This window comes from Herbaspirillum sp. RTI4, from assembly GCF_034313965.1.
Lineage (GTDB): Bacteria > Pseudomonadota > Gammaproteobacteria > Burkholderiales > Burkholderiaceae_D > Herbaspirillum.
In genome coordinates this window covers 3,635,677-3,654,956 of the sequence record NZ_JAVIWQ010000002.1, presented here as the reverse complement: position 1 = coordinate 3,654,956, position 19,280 = coordinate 3,635,677, and the positions used below count along the sequence as shown (strand labels likewise).

Annotated in this window: 16 protein-coding genes; 10 read left to right on the top strand and 6 right to left on the bottom strand. The window is 56.8% G+C overall.

Annotated elements, in window-relative coordinates:
• Positions 1-276: 276 nt before the first annotated feature.
• The 3 genes from ubiA to recG form a co-directional block, all read right to left on the bottom strand.
• On the bottom strand, positions 277-1,140 hold the full coding sequence (gene ubiA / locus RGU70_RS16275) for a 4-hydroxybenzoate octaprenyltransferase (RefSeq protein ID WP_322210837.1): 864 nt from the start codon (positions 1,138-1,140) through the stop codon (positions 277-279).
• 133 nt (positions 1,141-1,273) lie between these two features.
• Entirely contained in the window at positions 1,274-2,221 is a 948-nt protein-coding gene (locus RGU70_RS16270) for a LysR substrate-binding domain-containing protein (RefSeq protein WP_322210425.1), read from the bottom strand.
• A 180-nt stretch (positions 2,222-2,401) separates the two neighbouring features.
• A complete protein-coding gene (recG, locus tag RGU70_RS16265; RefSeq protein ID WP_322210424.1) occupies positions 2,402-4,495 on the bottom strand; it encodes an ATP-dependent DNA helicase RecG in 2,094 nt (697 codons plus the stop codon).
• A 198-nt stretch (positions 4,496-4,693) separates the two neighbouring features.
• Here recG and queA point away from each other — a divergent pair, with 198 nt between their 5' ends.
• From queA to tcdA, 8 genes are all read left to right on the top strand, one after another.
• Positions 4,694-5,725 carry a tRNA preQ1(34) S-adenosylmethionine ribosyltransferase-isomerase QueA gene (gene queA, locus RGU70_RS16260; protein WP_322210423.1) on the top strand — a complete coding sequence of 344 codons (1,032 nt, stop codon included), beginning with the start codon at positions 4,694-4,696 and terminating at the stop codon, positions 5,723-5,725.
• An 89-nt stretch (positions 5,726-5,814) separates the two neighbouring features.
• A complete protein-coding gene (locus tag RGU70_RS16255; protein WP_322210422.1) occupies positions 5,815-7,020 on the top strand; it encodes an AAA family ATPase in 1,206 nt (401 codons plus the stop codon).
• Entirely contained in the window at positions 7,017-7,601 is a 585-nt protein-coding gene (locus tag RGU70_RS16250) for a DUF4276 family protein (RefSeq protein ID WP_322210421.1), read from the top strand. Before RGU70_RS16255 ends, RGU70_RS16250 begins: the two co-directional genes overlap by 4 nt.
• A gap of 154 nt (positions 7,602-7,755) precedes the next feature.
• Positions 7,756-8,883: a tRNA guanosine(34) transglycosylase Tgt gene (gene tgt / locus RGU70_RS16245; RefSeq protein ID WP_322210420.1), complete on the top strand. Its 1,128-nt coding sequence runs from the start codon at positions 7,756-7,758 to the stop codon at positions 8,881-8,883.
• 85 nt (positions 8,884-8,968) lie between these two features.
• On the top strand, positions 8,969-9,298 hold the full coding sequence (yajC, locus tag RGU70_RS16240) for a preprotein translocase subunit YajC (protein ID WP_322210419.1): 330 nt from the start codon (positions 8,969-8,971) through the stop codon (positions 9,296-9,298).
• A gap of 208 nt (positions 9,299-9,506) precedes the next feature.
• Entirely contained in the window at positions 9,507-11,366 is a 1,860-nt protein-coding gene (gene secD, locus RGU70_RS16235; protein ID WP_322210418.1) for a protein translocase subunit SecD, read from the top strand.
• An 83-nt stretch (positions 11,367-11,449) separates the two neighbouring features.
• On the top strand, positions 11,450-12,394 hold the full coding sequence (gene secF / locus RGU70_RS16230) for a protein translocase subunit SecF (RefSeq protein ID WP_322210836.1): 945 nt from the start codon (positions 11,450-11,452) through the stop codon (positions 12,392-12,394).
• Positions 12,395-12,492: 98 nt separating this feature from the next.
• Entirely contained in the window at positions 12,493-13,362 is an 870-nt protein-coding gene (tcdA, locus tag RGU70_RS16225) for a tRNA cyclic N6-threonylcarbamoyladenosine(37) synthase TcdA (RefSeq protein WP_322210417.1), read from the top strand.
• Positions 13,363-13,498: 136 nt separating this feature from the next.
• Here tcdA and RGU70_RS16220 read toward each other — a convergent pair whose 3' ends face one another.
• The 3 genes from RGU70_RS16220 to thiL all read right to left on the bottom strand — a co-directional run bounded on the left by RGU70_RS16220 (position 13,499) and on the right by thiL (position 15,566).
• Complete coding sequence (locus tag RGU70_RS16220; protein ID WP_322210416.1) at positions 13,499-13,990, bottom strand: CinA family protein; 492 nt, start codon at positions 13,988-13,990, stop codon at positions 13,499-13,501.
• 68 nt (positions 13,991-14,058) lie between these two features.
• Positions 14,059-14,610, bottom strand: a complete 552-nt coding sequence (locus tag RGU70_RS16215; protein WP_416186537.1) for a phosphatidylglycerophosphatase A — start codon at positions 14,608-14,610, stop codon at positions 14,059-14,061.
• Complete coding sequence (thiL, locus tag RGU70_RS16210; RefSeq protein WP_322210415.1) at positions 14,607-15,566, bottom strand: thiamine-phosphate kinase; 960 nt, start codon at positions 15,564-15,566, stop codon at positions 14,607-14,609. The genes RGU70_RS16215 and thiL overlap by 4 nt, the downstream gene beginning before the upstream one ends.
• Before the next feature lie 129 nt (positions 15,567-15,695).
• Between thiL and RGU70_RS16205 the strand changes: the two genes are divergently transcribed.
• Positions 15,696-16,565: a hypothetical protein gene (locus tag RGU70_RS16205; RefSeq protein ID WP_322210414.1), complete on the top strand. Its 870-nt coding sequence runs from the start codon at positions 15,696-15,698 to the stop codon at positions 16,563-16,565.
• A 211-nt stretch (positions 16,566-16,776) separates the two neighbouring features.
• Entirely contained in the window at positions 16,777-19,089 is a 2,313-nt protein-coding gene (locus RGU70_RS16200) for an NADP-dependent malic enzyme (RefSeq protein ID WP_322210413.1), read from the top strand.
• Positions 19,090-19,280: the final 191 nt, after the last annotated feature.

Genomic DNA, 19,280 nt, shown 5'->3' with positions numbered 1-19,280 from the left:
ACGAATGGGGAGTGGAGGACTTAGCGCGGTGTTTGCTTCGATCAGAGGCGGGCGGTTTGTTCTGCCTGATACACAGTAATCCGTTCATCCCTACTCAGGACGAATGGGGAGTGGAGGACTTAGCGCGGTGTTTGCTTCGATCAGAGGCGGGTGGTTTGTTCTGCTTGATACACAGTAATCCGTTCGTCCTGAGTAGGAGCATCGCTCCGTATCGAAGGACCCGGCGTAAGCCGGGCTGCTGTCGGCAAACTGCTCCGTACTTAATAGTGGCTGCGCTTATGCCCTCCAACGAAATAGATAATCCAGCGCTACCCCAGCAAAAACCGCCGCGCCCAGCCAGTTGTTATGCCTGAACGCGGCGAAGCAGCGCAGGCGGTCGCGGTTGCGAATCAGGGTGTAGTGATAGACGGCAATGGCGGCGGCGATCAGCATCCCGGCGGCGAACCAGCCGCGTAAGCCATAGGCCCAGCCGACGGTAAAAAAAACCGTGAGTGCGGCCGCGTAGCACAGCATGGTGATGAGCACGTCGTAGCGGCCGAAGGTGATGGCGGAGGTTTTCAGTCCCAGCTTCAGGTCGTCTTCGCGATCGACCATGGCATATTCGGTGTCGTAGGCGACAGTCCAGAAGACATTCCCCAAAAGCAATATCCATGCGGCGATAGGAACGGTTCCCTGCACAGCGGCAAATCCCATGGGAATGCCGAAGCCGAATGCAATGCCCAGATAGGCCTGCGGAATCGCGAAAAAGCGTTTGAAATACGGATAGCTGGCAGCGACAGCCAGCGCGGGCAGCGACAATTGCTTGGTCAGCGTATTGAGCGGCAGAATCAGCAGGAACGCCGCCATCGCCAGCACCATCGCCACCAGCAGTGCTTCCCAGCTATGGATCTGGCCGGAGGTCAGCGGGCGCTGGGCGGTGCGTTCGACATGCCGGTCGAAATCGCGGTCGGCATAATCGTTGATGGCGCAGCCGGCCGAGCGCATCAGAATAGTTCCCAGAGTGAAAATCGCCACCAGAGCGATACCGGGCCAGCCATCGGCGGCCAGCCAGAGCGCAATCAGGGTGGGCCACAGCAACAACAGCGCGCCTATGGGTTTGTCGACGCGCACCAGACGGGCGTATAGCTTGAGGCGGTTCATCATGAGTAGGGTGAGGGTGTCTTGTGGTGAATGGGGATGACCGCAGCAGGCAGGATCAGTGCGCGGTCTTGCCGGACTTTTGCTAGGTTCTTGCCGGGTTTTTATGCAGATCGGCAATTTTACAAAACGGCGGTCAGCTTTCCGAAACCGGTTCATCCGGCAGCATGGTGACGCCGGGCAGATGGCAATCCAGTACCGATTGCCGGACGGCTTCGACTGCGGCGCGTCGGGTAAAACTCTTGCGCCAGGCGATGACCACCCTGCGCGCCGGAGCCGGGGCGGTGAAAGGAACATAGCGCACCAGCCCGTCTCTGGCCTGCATGTTGGCCACGGACGCTTTCGGCAACACGGTCAGGCCGATGCCGGAGGAGACCATGTGCCGTATCGTTTCCAGCGAGGAACCCTCGAAAGTGCGCGCAATGCCTTCGCCGGTGGTCGAGAAGCGCGCCATTTCAGGACAGACTTCCAGCACCTGATCGCGAAAACAATGGCCGGCACCGAGCAGCAGCATGGTTTCCGATTTGAGTTCCTGTGCGCCGATGGAGGTGCGTCCTGCCCATCTGTGATGATCTGGCAGGGCGACGACGAATTCCTCGTCGTACAGCGGCTGCATGGTCAAGCCTTGCGTGGGCAGGGGCAGGGCCATGATGGCGGCATCCAGTTCGCCCTGCCGCAGCAGGTCGATCAGGCGCACGGTGAAATTCTCCTGCAGGATCAGCGGCATTTGCGGCAGGGTGGCGATCATGGTCTTGACCAGCGGCGGCAGCAGATAAGGCCCGACTGTGTAAATAATCCCCAGTCGTAGCGGGCCGGTCAGTGGGTCTTTGTTCTGATTGGCGATTTCCTTGATGGCGGCGGTCTGTTCCAGCACCCGCTCGGCCTGCGCCAGAATTTGCGCACCCAGCGGCGTGACCGATACTTCGCTGGCGCCGCGTTCAAAAATCGTCACGCCCAGCTCTTCTTCCAGTTTTTTGATCGCAACGGAGAGGGTGGGCTGCGCCACGAAGCAGGCTTCGGCGGCATGGCCGAAATGCTTGTGCCGCGCGACGGCGACGATGTATTTCAATTCGGTGAGTGTCATGGGGAAAAAATCTGAAACATGATCCCGCAAGGGGAGAGATAGTTAGGCCCTACTATAGCCTACCCGCCAGGGAAAGACTTTCTGACTAATAACACGCAATTTGCGTTCCCCTTGCGGGGGATTCTGACCCCAGTCAGGCCGCTTTGTACTGTGAGCAGCGCTGACTCAGCGCTCCCTTTCTTATACTTTCAGGAAGTCTTCCCGCCCGGCCAGCCAGCGCGCCAGATGCGCATCGACCGTGGCCGTGTCATGCGGCAGCAACTCCTGCGCCAGTTCGCTGGCCTGATCGACCAGCCACTGGTCGGTGGCCAGATCGGCGAAACGCAGCATGGCGTCGCCCGACTGACGCGCTCCCAGGAATTCGCCGGGGCCGCGAATTTCCAGATCACGTCGGGCAATTTCGAAACCGTCGGTAGTGGCGCGCATGGTCATCAGTCGCTGACGGGCAGTGCCGCCCAGCGGCCCCTGATAGAGCAGCAGGCAGATGCTGGCCGCCGCGCCCCGGCCGACGCGGCCGCGTAGCTGATGCAGTTGCGACAGGCCGAAACGCTCCGCATGTTCAATCACCATCAGCGAGGCATTCGGCACATCGACTCCGACTTCGATCACCGTGGTGGCGACCAGCACATCAATTTCGCCGGCAGTGAAGGCGGTCATGACGGCTTGTTTTTCTTCCTGCTTGAGGCGGCCATGCACCAGTCCGATGCGTAATTCCGGCAAGGCCGCACTGAGCATGGCGTGGCTATCGACGGCGGTTTGCAGTTGCAGGGCTTCCGATTCTTCGATCAGCGGACAGACCCAGTAGGCCTGCCTGCCTTCCCTGGCGGCGGCTTCCACCCGGGCGATGACTTCTTCGCGCCGCTGCTGATCGACGGTACGGGTCAGCACAGGGGAACGGCCGGGCGGCAATTCATCGATCACGGAAATTTCCAGATCGGCGTAATAGGTCATGGCCAGCGTGCGCGGAATCGGTGTGGCCGACATCATCAGCTGATGCGGCACGCTACCCGGAGTACTGCCCGGCGCACCGCCGCCGAAACCCTTATTGCGCAAAGCCAGCCGCTGGCCGACGCCGAAGCGGTGCTGCTCGTCGACCAGCACCAGACCTAGCCGTTCGAATTCCACGCTGTCCTGAATCAGCGCATGGGTGCCGATAATCAGCCGCGCCGCGCCGGAGGCGATCCGTTCCAGCGCTGCAGTTTTTTGTTTCTTTTTCAGACTGCCGGTGAGCCAGGCGACTTCGATGCCGAGCGGTTCCATCCAGGCGGCGATTTTGCGGAAATGCTGGTCGGCCAGAATTTCGGTCGGCGCCATCAGGACTGCCTGAAATCCGCTATCGATGGCTTGCGCGGCGGCAATCGCTGCCACCACCGTTTTGCCGCTGCCGACATCGCCTTGCAGCAGACGTTGCATGGGGAAGGAGGCTTGCAGATCGCGGCTGATTTCCGTCACCACCCGTTGCTGGGCAGCGGTGAGTGTGAACGGCAAGACTTTCAGCAGCGCGGCCGATAGCGCGCCCACTGTTGGCAGGGGACAGGCGTTGCGCGAGCGGCGCGCTGCCTGCGCGCGTTTGAGGGACAGTTGCTGCGCCAGCAACTCATCGAATTTCATGCGTATCCAGGCTGGATGCGAGCGGTCGGCCAGCGCGTTTTCGTCGGCATCGGGGGGCGGGTAGTGCAGGGTGCGCACCGCCGATTCGAAGGATTGCAGACGGTATTTATTTCGTACAGCGTCCGAGAGCGTGTCGCGCCAGTCGAGCCGTTCCAGCGCCACCACAATGGCTTTGCGCAAGAACGCCTGCGACAGTCCCTCTCCCGCCGGATACACCGGCGTCAGCGAAGCGGGCAAGGGTGCGCCTTCCAGCACGACCTTGTAATTTGGATGCACCATCTCCGCGCCGAAAAATCCTTGTCGCAGCTCGCCCCGCGCCCGGATGCGTACGCCGACGGCCAGTTGTGTTGCCTGGCTGCCGTAGAAATTCAAAAAGCGCAGCACCACCTGACCGGTCTCGTCGGCCACGGTCACTACCAGTTGGCGGCGCGGGCGGTACTGGACATCGGAAGCGGTGATATGCCCTTCCACCTGCACCGATTGCAGGCTGCGCAGACCGGCTTCATGGATGCTGACAATCTGCGTTTCATCTTCATAGCGCAGCGGCAGATGCAAGGCCAGATCCATGTCCGAATACAGTCCCAGCCTGGCCAGGCGGCTGGCGCTGGTGGACGGAGTAGTGCGGGCGGTTTTGGCGGGCGGTTTCTTGGCGGCGGGCGGCATTGGGGCGGAACTTGGTCGGAAAGCGGCAAGCGCGTAAAATAGCGGGTTGCCTGGCAGCCTGACAGGCTGCTAGGGATTGGCCGGACAATACCGGCAACCCGTCATTGTAATGGCAGTCATGACCGGCGACAGGTCAGCGTCTGCTTTATCTGCATGTTGCCCTCCCGACAGCACCGATTCTTTTTTCTGATGGTTCCCATGCACGTTCTTTCCGATTTCGATTTTGAATTGCCCGACGACCTGATCGCGCAATTGCCCCTGCCTGAGCGCAGTGCCTCGCGCCTGCTTCAGGTGGAGGGCGTACAGCTCAGCGATCGCAGTTTCAGCGACCTGATCGATCAGCTCGACGCCGGCGATTTGCTGGTGTTTAACGATACCCGCGTGCTGAAAGCGCGGTTTTTCGGCATCAAGCAGACCGGCGGCAAGGTCGAGGTGCTGATTGAGCGCGTACTCGACGACCGCACCGCCCATGCGCAAATCCGCGCCTCCAAATCGCCCACGCCGGGCAGCACCATCCGGCTGGCCGAGGCCTTCGATGTGGTGGTCGGGGAACGTCACGGCGAGTTTTATACGCTGAGCTTCCCCTCGGATGCGTATGCCTTGCTGGAAGCCTATGGCCGCCTGCCGTTGCCGCCGTATATCGCGCATGACGCCGATGAATTCGATGAAACGCGCTATCAGACGGTTTACGCCAGGGAGCCGGGCGCGGTCGCCGCGCCTACCGCCGGTTTGCATTTCGATCAGGCCTTGCTGGATCGTCTGGAAGCCAAGGGCGTAAAACGGGCGTTTGTGACCTTGCACGTCGGTGCGGGTACTTTCCAGCCGGTGCGGGTGGAAAATCTGGCCGAACATCACATGCATAGCGAGTGGTACACGGTGCCGCCGGAGACTGTCGCCGCAGTGCAGGCAGCGCAAGCGGCCGGGCGGCAGGTGGTGGCCGTCGGTACGACCAGCCTGCGGGCGCTGGAATCGGCCTCGCAGTCCGGCACGCTGCAAGCCGGCAGCGCCGATACGCGTCTGTTCGTCACGCCCGGTTATCGTTTCAAGACGGTGAATAGGCTGGTCACCAATTTCCATTTGCCGAAGTCCACCTTGCTGATGCTGGTATCGGCTTTCGCCGGCCTCGACGCCATCCGCGCCGCTTACGCGCATGCGATTGCGCAGCGCTACCGGTTTTTCAGTTACGGCGATGCGATGTTGCTAACAAAAGTTAGTGCCAAAGAGGACTAAAATGTCAGCCGTGAGCGGTTGTGGGCCATGACAACACGATTTCCCATCTGGTATCTGGATTGATGTAACTATTGCGAAATGGAATCTATATGGCGGCTCCTATTTTTTTAACTCGCGTCGTTTTGCGAAACTATAAGAGCATCGCGGCGTGTGATGTGCGTTTAAGTTCCTTGACTTATTTGGTTGGGGCAAATGGAGCAGGGAAGAGTAATTTTCTAGATGCACTTCATTTGGTGAAGGACGCATTAAGTGGCTCTCTCGATAATGCACTCAATGAACGAGGTGGATTGTCGGAGGTGCGTCGTAGATCGAGTGGCCACCCCACTCATTTTGGAATTCGCCTAGAATTTCAGCTGCCAACGGGCGAGCGTGGTCACTATGCCTTCAATGTGGGATCACTACCTAGCGGTGGTTATGAGGTCCAGACAGAAGAATGCGCAATTGGCGGTGTCGGTAAAGGACCTTATTTTAAGCTTGAGCGAGGGCAGTTAAAAAATGCTAGCGAGGCAACTTTCCCTACCGTGACGTCGGACCGTTTGGCACTGGTGAGCGCGTCTGGATTAACCGTATTCCGTCCTATTTTTGATGCGTTGACCGCGATGGGGTTTTACAACATCAATCCTAAGTTGGTTCGCGAATTACAGAAGCCTCAAGATGGGCGTCTGTTAAAGGCGGCAGGTGAAAATATTGCGAGTGTCATTGCGCATCTTGAGCGCACTGCTCCTGATGCTATAGAGCTAATCAAAGCATATTTGCATGCAGTTGTTCCTATGGTGCATGGGGTAAAGCGGCATGCGGTAGGGCCAATGGAGTCTCTACAATTTCAACAAGACATGGCGGGAGCAAAACACCCCTGGCATTTTTTTGCACAAAATATGTCGGACGGAACTTTGCGTGCGTTGGGAGTATTGACCGCTCTGTTTCAGGGAAATCGAGACTACGCGCCGTCGTTAATTGGAATAGAAGAACCGGAAACGGCGTTGCATCCTGCTGCTGCATCTGCGTTACGCGAAGCGTTGATACTCGCTTCTGGGCGCACTCAAATCATAGTAACGAGCCACAGCCCGGATTTGCTTGATGACTTCGATATACCAGAGGATGCAATACGCGCTGTAACTGCCGAAGAGGGTGTAACAAAAATTGCCCGATTAGATCAATCTTCTCGCGATGCTATAAGGAGTCACTTATTTTCTGCCGGCGAGTTACTACGCTTGAAGCAACTTGGGCCAGATCCCACGCAGATTGAGGAGCAGGCCCGCAATCAACCAGACTTGTTTGGGGATTCCCGAGAATGAAGTCGATAGCCACTATCGTCGAAGGAGATGGCGAAGTTGAGGCATTCCCAATATTACTTAGAAGGTTAGGGGATTGGTTGTCTCCAGAAGTTTACTGCAATGTATTGCCACCAATACGAGTGCGACGGGATCGGTTCCTCAATAAGGATGAAGAATTTAGTCGAATGCTTCAACTGGCTGCGTCGAAATGTGGGGAGGATGGTTGGATTTGTGTGCTTCTGGATGCCGATGATGATTGTCCTGCTGAATTGGGACCGCAAACTCTCGAGCGCGCCAAAAAAATCGTTCCTCATCGACACGTTTCCGTGGTTTTAGCTAATCGTGAATATGAAGCATGGTTCTTGGCCGCGGTTTCATCTCTCCAAAATTGCAGAGGTTTTTTCTTTTCCGAGAATTTTGAAATGGTGGAGTCTATCCGAGGAGCGAAAGAATGGCTAAGCAAGGGAAAATCTGGAGGGAAGTACTGGGAAATCACCGATCAGCCAGCTTTTTCGGCGCGTATGGATCTGCAATTAGCACATGATAATAGCCGATCGTTTCGTAAGCTTTGTAGTGAGTGGCGTAAGTGGGTGGTGGGCTAGTCTCATTTTTCAACCGTTGAAGACTTGGAACTCCTAATAAAACCGAACTAGCGCCGTTGCGCTGGTTTGTTATATCGGCGCATTTCGCCAGTATCCGTTAAATATCTGATTTGTTAGATTTTGCTTAACTAAATATATTAAATGATTAATCCGAATGCTTGAATTTACCCTCCTCAATACCGACGGCAACGCCCGTCGCGGTCGCGTCACCCTCAATCATGGCGTGGTGGAAACGCCGATGTTCATGCCGGTCGGCACTTACGGTTCGGTCAAGGCGATGTCGCCCATGGAACTGGAAGCGATCGACGCGCAGATCATTCTCGGCAATACCTTCCACCTCTGGCTGCGGCCGGGGCTGGACGTGCTGAAAAAATTCGGTGGTCTGCATCGCTTCATGGGTTGGGACAAACCTATCCTGACCGATTCCGGCGGTTTTCAGGTGTTTTCGCTGGGGGCCATGCGCAAAATCACCGAAGAAGGCGTGCATTTCTCTTCGCCTATCAATGGCGATAAGCTGTTTTTGTCGCCGGAAGTGTCGATGCAAATTCAGCGCGTGCTCAATTCCGATATCGTGATGCAGTTCGACGAATGCACGCCCTATGAAATCGATGGCCGTCCGGCCACGGTGCTGGAGGCGGCGCAATCGATGCGCATGTCGCTGCGCTGGGCGCAACGGTCCATGGATGAATTCCGCAGCGGCGAGAATCCCAATGCCTTGTTCGGCATCGTGCAGGGCGGCATGTTTGAAGCGCTGCGCGATGAATCGCTGGCCGGGCTCAATGAAATTGATTTCGACGGTATCGCCATCGGCGGGCTGTCGGTGGGTGAGCCGAAAGAGGACATGATGCGGGTGCTGGATCACATCGGCCCACGCCTGCCGGCCAATAAGCCGCATTACCTGATGGGCGTTGGGACGCCTGAGGATCTGGTAGCGGGTGTGGCCAGCGGTATCGACATGTTCGACTGCGTCATGCCGACCCGCAATGCGCGCAACGGCTGGCTGTTTACCCGATTTGGCGATATCAAGATCAAGAACGCCCGCTACAAGGAAGATGAAAAGCCGCTCGATGAAACCTGCGGTTGCTATGCCTGCCGTCATTTTTCCCGCGCTTATCTGCATCATTTGCACCGCATCGGCGAAATTCTGGGCGCACGGCTCAATACCATTCACAACCTGCATTACTACCTGGAATTGATGAAGGAAATCCGTGCTTCCATTGAAGCAGGGCAGTTTCAGCAACTGCGCGCCAGCTTCAGCGCTGACCGGGCGCGAGGGGCCTGATTTCCCCCTTGATTAGTAATGTCCGGCATCCCGCAGTGCAATGCTAGAATGCGGGGCTGTTTTTATAATTTACCTGGAGTCCCACTTGTTCATTTCCGATGCTTTCGCACAATCTGTGCCTTCTATTGCTGGTATTGGCGGAAATCTGACCAGTTTCCTGCCTATCATTCTGATGTTTGTTGTCCTGTATTTCCTGATGATTCGTCCGCAGATGAAACGTCAGAAAGAACAAAAATCCATGATGGAAGCGCTCGCCAAGGGCGACGAAGTCATCACTAACGGCGGCATGCTGGGCAAGATCAGCAAAGTGGCCGATGGTTACATCACGCTGGAAGTGGCTGAAGGTACTGAAGTTGTCGTACAAAAAGCGGCGGTTACTACCTTGTTGCCTAAGGGCACGCTCAAGGGCCTGTAATACGTTTGTTTGCCGCCGCGCCGGTTTTGCCGGGCGGCGGTTTTTGTTTCGGCGCTGCTCATGTGCCGTGTAGTTAATTCTGCATTTTTGCTTTTTCCGAATTTTTTCGCATCGCCGTTGTGCGATGTCCGCAGTGCGTGCCGCCATCCTGTTTTGCGACCAGCAGACGCGCCGCCATGCGGGGCAGCTTTATTCACAATGGTGAACCATGAATCGTTATCCCGCCTGGAAATACATCCTGATCGTCATTGCCCTGTTGTTTGGCGTGTTCTATACACTGCCGAATTTTTTCGGCGAGTCGCCTGCAGTGCAGATCAGCAGCGCCAAAGCGACCATCAAGGTCGATAGTGCCGTCGCAGCGCATGTGCAGCAGATATTGCAGGCCGGCAATCTGGCGGCCGAAAATGTGATTTTCGACGGCAGCAGCGCACAAGCATCGGTGCGCGCCCGCTTTGCCAGCACCGATATCCAGTTCAAGGCCAAGACCTTGCTGGAACAATCACTCAATACCGACAGCAGCGACCCGACCTATACCGTAGCTTTCAACCTGCTGCCGAATACGCCGGCCTGGTTGCAAAGCCTGCATGCTTTCCCTATGTATCTGGGACTCGATTTACGCGGTGGTGTGCATTTCCTGATGCAGGTCGATATCAAGGCGGTGCTGAACAAGCGCTTGCAGGGTTTGCAATCGAGCATGCGCAGCATGTTGCGCGACAAGAATATCCGGCATGGCGGCATTAACCGCGTTGGCGACACCATCGAAGTGTTGTTCCGCGACGCTACGGTCCGCGATCAGGCTCGTGAGGCGCTGTCCTCGCAGTTGCCTGAAATCACCCTTCAGGATGGCGGTATCGGTGACGACCTGAAACTGGTCGCTACCATGCGTCCCGAAGCGCTGAAACAGACGCAGGAAGACGGCGTCAAACAAAACATCACGACCCTGTCCAAGCGGGTCAATGAGCTGGGCGTGGCGGAGCCGATCATCCAGCGTCAGGGCGCTGACCGCATCGTGGTGCAATTGCCGGGTGTGCAGGATGTATCGCGCGCTAAGGACATCATCGGCCGCACCGCGACGCTGGAAGTGCGCATGGTCGATGAGTCCGTGACGCGCGGAACGGAAACAACGGCAGCGATTCCCTTTGGCTCCGAACTGTTCAAGGTCGGCAAGGGCGCACCGGTGGTGTTGTACAAGGAGCCGATCATTACCGGCGACTACATCTCCAATGCTTCCGCCAGCTTCGATGAAGGGCATCAGCCTTCGGTCAGCATCGATCTGAACGGCGACGGTGGACGCAAAATGCGCGAAGCCACCCGCAACAAGATCGGCAAGGCCATGGCCATCGTGCTGTTTGAAAAAGGCAAGGGCGAAGTTCTGACCGTGGCGACTATCCGCGACGAACTCGGTTCGCGCTTCCAGATTACCGGCGCAGGCTCTTCTGAAGCGGCAGCCGATCTGGCGCTGCTGCTGCGCGCCGGTTCGCTGGCGGCACCGATGGAAATTATCGAAGAACGCACAATCGGGCCACAACTTGGCGCTGAAAATATCACCAAGGGTTTCGATTCCACGCTCTACGGTTTCGCCGCCATTGCCGTATTCATGGTGCTGTATTACCGCTTGTTCGGCATGTTCAGCGCGCTGGCGCTGTCGGTCAATGTGTTGCTGCTGATCGCGCTGCTGTCGGTGCTGCAGGCGACGCTGACTTTGCCCGGTATTGCCGCGATTGCGCTGGCGCTGGGGATGGCGATCGATTCCAACGTGCTGATCAACGAGCGTATCCGTGAGGAGTTGCGTAACGGCAGTTCGCCGCAGGCCGCGATTGCCACCGGTTTCGACCGCGCCTGGGCCACCATTCTCGACTCCAACGTGACCACGCTGATTGCCGGTGTGGCCTTGCTGATCTTCGGTTCCGGTGCCATACGCGGCTTTGCGGTAGTGCATTGCCTGGGCATCCTGACATCGATGTTCTCTGCCGTGTTCTTCTCGCGCGGTATCGTCAATCTCTGGTACGGCAGCAAGAAAAAGCTGACCAGTCTGGCGATCGGCCAAATCTGGAAACCGGACGCCTGAGCGCGTTTATCTGAACCGGTGCGCCGGTCTGCGCCTCCTGTCATAAGGGAGACCAGCCAGCGGTGCCAACTGAAAGGGTAGTGATGGAGTTTTTCCGGATTAAAAAAGATATCCCGTTCATGCGCCATGCTTTGGTGTTCAACGTGATTTCGGCGCTGACCTTCGTGGCAGCGGTGTTTTTCCTGTTCACCAACGGGCTGCATCTGTCGATTGAATTCACCGGCGGTACGGTGATGGAAGTGGCCTACCCGAAGGCGGCTAATCTTGAGAGCATCCGCAAGTCGGTAGAGGGCCTCGGGTATACCGATACCCAGGTGCAAAGTTTTGGCACAGCGCAGGATGTGATGATTCGTCTGCCGGCACAACGCGGCGTCAATGCCGGTCAGCAAAGCGAGAAAGTGGTCGCGGCGCTGAAAGTGCAGGAGCCGGCCGTGGTACTCAAGCGGGTGGAATTCGTCGGGCCGCAAGTGGGCGACGAGTTGACGCACGATGGCTTGATGGCGCTGGCGATGGTGGTGCTGGGGATCAGTATTTACCTGGCCTTCCGTTTCGAATGGAAATTTGCGATTGCCGCCGTCATCGCCAACTTGCATGACGTGGTGATTATTCTCGGCTTCTTTGCGTTCTTCCAATGGGAGTTCTCGCTGACGGTGCTGGCGGCGGTGCTGGCGGTACTGGGCTATTCGGTCAATGAATCGGTGGTGGTGTTTGACCGGGTGCGGGAAGCGTTCCGTGACCGCCGCTTCGGCAAGCTGTCGACGCAGGAAGTGCTTAACCACGCCATTACCAGCACCATTTCGCGCACCATCATTACTCACGGCAGTACGCAAATGATGGTCTTGTCGATGCTGTTTTTTGGTGGCCCGACGCTGCATTTTTTCGCCGTGGCGCTGACCATTGGTATCTTGTTCGGCATTTATTCCTCAGTCTTTGTGGCCGCAGCGATTGCCATGTGGCTGGGCGTCAAGCGCGAAGACTTGATCAAGCCGATCAAGCCCAAGGATGAAACCGATGGCGCGGTAGTTTAGTTTCGTCTGATCGTGGGCTGATCCGCGCGTAAGTTTTCAGTTTTCCCCCGGATGGCCGCCTGCGAGCGGCCATCTTCTTTTATCGATACCATCCTGCTATGAACCTGCCCACATCCCCCACTCTTGTTGTACCTGCTGCCGACGACATCGATTTCGACCGGCGTTTTGGCGGCATTGCGCGTTTGTACGGCGCGGCCGGACTGGAGCGCTTGCGGCATGCGCATGTCTGCGTGGTGGGAGTGGGCGGCGTCGGCTCCTGGGTGGTGGAAGCGCTGGCGCGCAGCGCCGTGGGGGCGATTACCATGATTGACCTCGACAATCTGGCGGAATCGAATATCAACCGTCAGATCCACGCCTTGACCGATACCTTGGGTCAGGCCAAAGTCAGCGCGCTGCACGCACGGATACGTCAGATCAATCCGCGTTGTCAGGTCACGGAAATTGAAGATTTTCTGACGGCGGAAAATATCCCTTCCATGGTTCCACCGGGGCGATTCGATTTCGTCATCGACGCCATCGACGACGTCCGCGCCAAGGTGGCGCTGATTGCCTATTGCCGCACGAATAAAGTGCCGTTGATCACTATCGGCAGCGCAGGCGGGCAGATCGATCCGACCAGAATCGAGTTGCGCGATTTGTCCCGTACCGAGCAGGAGCCTTTGCTGGCCAAGGTGCGCAAGCGCTTGCGCAGCGAGCATGGCTTTTCGCGCGGGAGTAAGAACAATTTTGGTATTGCCGCCGTGTTTTCCAGCGAGCCTTTGCGCTTTCCTGAGACCGAGGTGTGTGCGGTCGATGGCGTAGCGGCAGTGCCGGATGCTGTGACGGGATTGAACTGCGCCGGATTCGGCTCGGCGATGGTGGTGACGGCCAGTTTCGGCCTGATTGCCGCCGCGCATGTGCTGGCGAAAATCGCAGCAGGGGCGGCGGTCTTGCCGGAGTTGCCTGCCACTGCTGCGGATGAGGCATGAATCAAGGACACTGAATCAAGGACGCTGAATCAAGGACGCTGAAACAAGGAAGTTGAGAGGGTTTTACCGCGCGGCGCAATCTCAGCAGGCACTTTTTACTCTGCGCTTGCGCCGCCTTCCTTCTTGCTCTGATTTGTTAAGACTGCGCCGACGTCAGCCGTTTCAATAAGCCCTGCATGGCATGCAGTACCGATTGCTCTCTGACTGACTGACGGTCACCGTCGAACACCAATCTTTCTGTCTGCGTGCGGTCGCCTATGGTCCAGGCGAAGCACACTGTGCCGACCGGTTTGCCCGGGACAGCACCGCCTGGCCCGGCAATGCCGGTGGTCGAGAGCGACACGTTGGCGCTGCTGTTGGCCAGCGCGCCTTCGGCCATCGCAGCCGCAATCTCTTCGCTGACCGCCCCATGCTGCGCGATCAGGGCTTCTGGGATATCCAGCAATTCATTTTTTGACGCATTGGAATAGGTGACAAAACCGCAGTCGAACCATGCGGAGGAGCCGGCGATGTCGGTGATCGCTTGCGCGACGCCGCCGCCAGTGCAGGATTCAGCGGTGGTCAGTACCAGTTTTCTGGTGTTGAGTGCGTCGCCCAGGCGGGCGGCGAGATTGTTCCGATGGTCCATGTTGGTCTCCTTCCAGAAGCTAGGGATTTCCCCTGATCGGGGTGTTGTATTTTTTTCAGGATAGGCTTCTACCGGAAAAAATGCCAGAGAGCGAAGCACAGCAAGGTATAAAAGGCCGCCAGGATGTCGTCCCACATGACGCCAAACCCGCCCTTGAAGTGGCGATCGAAATAGCCGATCGGCGGCGGTTTGACCATGTCGAAAAACCGGAACACGATGAACGCCCAGAATTGGGTCATCAGCGAGGCGGGCATCACGACCACCAGTACCAGCCAGATGGCAATAATTTCATCCCACACCATGCTGCCGTGATCCGGCACGCCGAGCGCGCGCCCGGTCCGCTGGCAGGCCCAGATACCGACGACAAAGCCCACCGCAATGATGATCAGCCAGCCGCTGGCATTGAACCATTGTGGCCAGCGCTCGCTCAGCACCACGAAGGACAGCCATCCGAACAGCGTGCCGCAGGTTCCCGGCATGATGGGCGACAAGCCACTGCCGAAGCCCTGTGCGATCCAGTGGGCGGGATGGGCGCGCATGAAGCGGGCGTTGGGACGCGGGCGTTTTTCCGGGAGAGTGTGTGGATCGCTGCTGTTTGCTTGGTCCGAAGCTGGTTTCATGATTGGAAATGGTCGAATGAAGTAATCGGGAGCATCAGCGTCAGACCTGCATGATCGACAATGCGCAGCCCGCTACGGGCTTCGATCTTGCCGATGCAGGTGACGCCAACGCCGCTGGCGGCTGCCAATACCTGTTCCCGCCTTGCGGGAGCGGCAGTAAAACAGAGTTCGTAGTCGTCGCCGCCGGATAAGGCAAAGCGGCGTTGCAGTTCCACCGTTTGGCTGCGCAGCATCGGGCCTATCGGCAAGGCATCGGCATTGATGCAGGCACCGGTGCCTGAGCGGTCAAGGATATGTTGCAAATCGCCGGCCAGCCCGTCCGATAAATCGATAGCGGCATGGGCGACGCCGCGCAAGGCCAGGCCGAGTGCGACGCGCGGCGTAGGGGCATGCAGACGCGGGGCGGCGGTGGCGAGAGTGGCGGCATCAAGTGGGATTTCCTTGCGGTAGCCGGCCAGTGCCAGTCGCGCATCGCCCAGTGTGCCGGACACCCAGATGTCATCACCGATTTGGGCGGCATCGCGCCGCAGGGCTTGCGCCGGAGGAATTTCGCCGAAGATAGTGATGCAGATGTTGAGCGGGCCTTGGGTCGTATCTCCGCCTATCAGCTCACAGCTGTACAGATCGGCGCAGGCCAGCAGGCCTTGTGAGAAAGGGGCAAGCCAGAGCGGGTCGGCTGTCGGTAAGGCGAGTGCCAGCGTGAATGCCAGCGGCTTGGCCCCCATTGCCGCTAAATCCGACAGGTTCACTGCCAGACACTTGTGGCCCAGCAGAGCCGGATCGGCATCGGCAAAGAAATGACGGCCTTCCACCAGCATGTCCGACGATACCGCCAGTTGCATGCCGGGCGCGGGTGAAAACAGCGCGCAATCGTCGCCGATGCCGAGCGCGGCGCGACTGCCGACAGCAGGGGCGCGGTGAAAAAAACGGGCGATGAGTTCGAATTCAGAAAGCATGTCGGATTGTACAAGAGTGCGCTGCTATGAAGACGGCAAGTCTGGCGGATTTGTAGAAGCCATCCGATTGGGTTTCGAAATATATTCGAGTCTTTAATCGAATGCAATCATGGAGAGGAGTTGATTTACATGCCGAATGCCATAAACAGCCATGCTATTTCTTATTCAGAATTCGTTATCAATGCCAGACATTTGAAAAATGAAAAATTAATCATTAAAAAAAATAGCGTCCATATTCAAAATAGCGGGGTATGGGGAAAACTGAGTCGGTTTGTGTTTAAAGAAACGTATAGAAAACAAAAACAAGAAACGGTGGGGAAATATCTTTCAGCGGTGGAACAGCAGATCAAGAATATTCATGGAAGGGAAGAAGTTTCTATAAAAATTCATGCGCTGTTTAATAAAAGAGGGACTACCTCCGTTAACGCCGACGTAGTACTGGATATTCATCATGTCATCCATGCCGCGATGGAAAAAGACAGGGTGCTCGCCAATGCGAAAAAAGTAGCGACAGAATTCCCTTCTCTGTTCAATAAAATACTTTGTCAGATGGTGCCCCTGACCGGCGAAAAGCTGATTCGGATGGATCTCATGGATAAGGGCGGGAGTTTGCCTGCACTCGTCACTGAATTGAATCGCGCCTCAAAAATAGCCCACAGCCAGGCGTTGTTGACAGATCACGATGTGGTGACGGTGCTCAAAGAGACCGGCGCTTTTGAAAAAATGAATGCAATCGGTAATGCCATGATCGGCGGCATCCGTTTTTCACAGTGGGCAAGCCGGGCCAGGACGGACATTCTCCTGAAAGGAAAAACACCGGTAGAAGCCAATGTGCTGGCCTATGCATTGAACCGGCAGGTGGCTCAGTGTCGTGCGCTCAATGCGCAGATTCTGGATGGCATGGGAGCGCAGGATGAGCGCCGCAGAAATGCTTTCTCTGCCTCATTTCAGCAATCGGGCGCGCACATTGCTGCGGCGAAGCATCTTATTGCGGAATAAACCTCAACATTTTCTTTTTCTCATCATTTGCTATTGATGATAGTTCGAAAAAATGGGTGTTGTTGCATTGCAATGTCACCGCCCCGGTTCTCCATTTTGAGAGAAGCGGACCCCGGAATTGCCGGGCTGACCGCTGCTCGCATAAGGGGCTGCCAAGGGGCGCTGTGATAAAATGACACTTTTTTGCAACACTAAGAAAAGAGAGTAGCGCATGGATTCGATCATCAGCAAGCAGGAAGAACTTCGTCAACAACTTCGCCAGGCGGCGTTGGAGTATCACGAATTTCCCACCCCCGGCAAGATCAGCGTAACGCCGACCAAGCTGTTGACGAACCAACGCGATCTGGCGCTGGCGTACTCGCCCGGCGTCGCCGCGGCTTGCGAGGAAATCGTGGCCGATCCGGCCAATGCCTTCAAATACACTGCACGCGGCAATCTGGTGGCAGTGATCACCAACGGCACGGCCGTGCTCGGTCTGGGAAATATCGGCCCGCTGGCATCGAAGCCGGTGATGGAAGGCAAGGGCGTTCTGTTCAAGAAATTCGCCGGTATCGATGTGTTCGATATCGAAGTCAATGAAACCGACCCCGACAAGCTGTGCGACATCATTGCCGCACTGGAACCGACTTTCGGCGGTATCAATCTGGAAGACATCAAGGCTCCGGAATGCTTTTACATCGAACGCAAACTGCGCGACCGGATGAAAATTCCCGTCTTCCATGACGATCAGCACGGCACCGCGATTATCGTCGGCGCAGCCATCCTCAATGGCTTGAAAGTCGTTGGCAAGGATCTGAAGAAATGCAAACTGGTTGTGTCCGGCGCAGGCGCAGCAGCGCTGGCCTGCCTGGACCTGATCGTCGATCTCGGTTTCCCTATCGAAAACATTTTCGTCACCGATCTGGCTGGCGTGGTGTACGAAGGCCGTGTTGAATTGATGGATCCCGACAAGGCGCGTTTTGCGCAGCCTACCGATGCCCGCACGCTGGCAGAAGTGATTCCCGGCGCTGATATCTTCCTCGGTTTGTCTGCTGCCGGCGTACTCAAGCCGGCCATGGTCAAGGCCATGGGGCCTAAGCCGCTGGTGTTTGCTTTGGCTAACCCGACCCCGGAAATCCTGCCGGAAGAAGTGCTGGCCGTGCGCGACGACGCCATCATCGCCACCGGCCGTTCGGATTACCCGAACCAGGTCAATAACGTGTTGTGCTTCCCGTATATTTTCCGCGGCGCGCTCGATTGCGGCGCAACCACCATTTCGCGTGAAATGGAAATTGCCTGCGTGCACGCCATTGCCGATCTGGCGCAGGCGGAACAATCCGACATTGTCGCCACGACTTATGGCATCGACAACCTGTCTTTCGGCCCCGATTACATTATTCCCAAGCCTTTCGATCCACGGCTGATGATGAAGATTGCACCGGCAGTCGCGCGTGCAGCGGAATTGTCCGGTGTTGCTTCACGGCCGATCACCGACATGGCAGCCTATGCCGCCAAGCTGGAACAATTCGTTTATCACAGCGGCACTTTCATGCGGCCGATGTTCGCCATCGCCAAGAAAACACCGGCAGACAAGAAGCGCATCATTTACGCGGAAGGCGAAGAAGAGCGCATTCTGCGCGCCGTGCAAGTGGTAGTCGATGAAGAACTGGCCACGCCTATTCTGGTCGGTCGTCCTGAAGTGCTGGAACAGCGCATCAAGAAATTCGGTCTGCGTCTGCGCTTGAATATCGATTTTGAGGTAATTAATCCCAACTTCGACAGCCGCTACCGCGACTACTGGCAAACTTTCCATGCGATGACTAACCGCAACGGCGTCACCGAGCAATACGCCAAGCTGGAAATGCGCCGCCGCCACACCTTGATCGGGTCGATGGCGATCCACAAGGGCGACGCCGACGGCATGATTTGCGGTACCTACGGCACCACCAATCTGCATTTGCACTATATCGACCAGGTGCTCGGCAAACGTGAAGGCGTCAACGTCTACGCGGCGATGAATGGCTTGATTTTGCCGAACCGGCAGCTGGTGCTGGTTGACACGCACGTCAACGAAAACCCGACCGCCGAGCAATTGGCGGAGATCACCATTCTGGCGGCAGAAGAAATGCGCCGCTTTGGTTTGCAACCGCGCGTGGCCTTGCTCTCGCATTCGAATTTCGGCAGTCACAATAGTGAGTCGGCGCAAAAAATGCGCGCTGTGCTGAAGCTGGTAAAAGCCGCTGCCCCTGATCTGGAAATCGATGGCGAAATGCATGGCGATACGGCGCTGGACAAGGCATTGCTGAAAAAAGTCATGCCTGATTCAACGCTGACCAACGATGCCAATTTGCTGGTCATGCCTAATCTGGATGCCGCCAATATCTCTTACAACCTGTTGAAAACGACTGTCGGTAACGGCGTTGCCATCGGCCCTATCCTGCTCGGCTGCGCCAAGCCGGTGCATATCCTGACACCGTCAGCAACGGTGCGCCGGATCGTCAACATGACGGCACTGTGCGTTGTCGATGCGGTATCTGATCGTTAAGTTGTGATCCTTAAGTTGTGATCGTTAATTATTGATCGCTCATTTTGATCGTTAATTGTTGAGTCCCTTGATAGCGTCCACTGACGCTTGAAATCACTGCGCGGCAATATAAAAGCGGCCTGTCCTTCAAGACAAGCCGCTTTTTTTCGATCAGATTTCACATTTCTGTTTAGTGCGTTGATGCGCTGAAC

Bases quoted from the DNA above. Each gene is read 5' to 3' on its own strand.
- RGU70_RS16200 (WP_322210413.1), top strand. From the start codon at position 16,777: ATGGATTCGATCATCAGCAAGCAGGAAGAACTTCGTCAACAACTTCGC.
- recG (WP_322210424.1), bottom strand. From the start codon at position 4,495: ATGCCGCCCGCCGCCAAGAAACCGCCCGCCAAAACCGCCCGCACTACT.
- RGU70_RS16220 (WP_322210416.1), bottom strand. From the start codon at position 13,990: ATGGACCATCGGAACAATCTCGCCGCCCGCCTGGGCGACGCACTCAAC.
- RGU70_RS16270 (WP_322210425.1), bottom strand. From the start codon at position 2,221: ATGACACTCACCGAATTGAAATACATCGTCGCCGTCGCGCGGCACAAG.
- thiL (WP_322210415.1), bottom strand. From the start codon at position 15,566: ATGCTTTCTGAATTCGAACTCATCGCCCGTTTTTTTCACCGCGCCCCT.
- RGU70_RS16215 (WP_416186537.1), bottom strand. From the start codon at position 14,610: ATGAAACCAGCTTCGGACCAAGCAAACAGCAGCGATCCACACACTCTC.
- secD (WP_322210418.1), top strand. From the start codon at position 9,507: ATGAATCGTTATCCCGCCTGGAAATACATCCTGATCGTCATTGCCCTG.
- RGU70_RS16205 (WP_322210414.1), top strand. From the start codon at position 15,696: ATGCCGAATGCCATAAACAGCCATGCTATTTCTTATTCAGAATTCGTT.
- RGU70_RS16250 (WP_322210421.1), top strand. From the start codon at position 7,017: ATGAAGTCGATAGCCACTATCGTCGAAGGAGATGGCGAAGTTGAGGCA.
- ubiA (WP_322210837.1), bottom strand. From the start codon at position 1,140: ATGAACCGCCTCAAGCTATACGCCCGTCTGGTGCGCGTCGACAAACCC.
- RGU70_RS16255 (WP_322210422.1), top strand. From the start codon at position 5,815: ATGGCGGCTCCTATTTTTTTAACTCGCGTCGTTTTGCGAAACTATAAG.
- secF (WP_322210836.1), top strand. From the start codon at position 11,450: ATGGAGTTTTTCCGGATTAAAAAAGATATCCCGTTCATGCGCCATGCT.
- tcdA (WP_322210417.1), top strand. From the start codon at position 12,493: ATGAACCTGCCCACATCCCCCACTCTTGTTGTACCTGCTGCCGACGAC.
- tgt (WP_322210420.1), top strand. From the start codon at position 7,756: ATGCTTGAATTTACCCTCCTCAATACCGACGGCAACGCCCGTCGCGGT.
- queA (WP_322210423.1), top strand. From the start codon at position 4,694: ATGCACGTTCTTTCCGATTTCGATTTTGAATTGCCCGACGACCTGATC.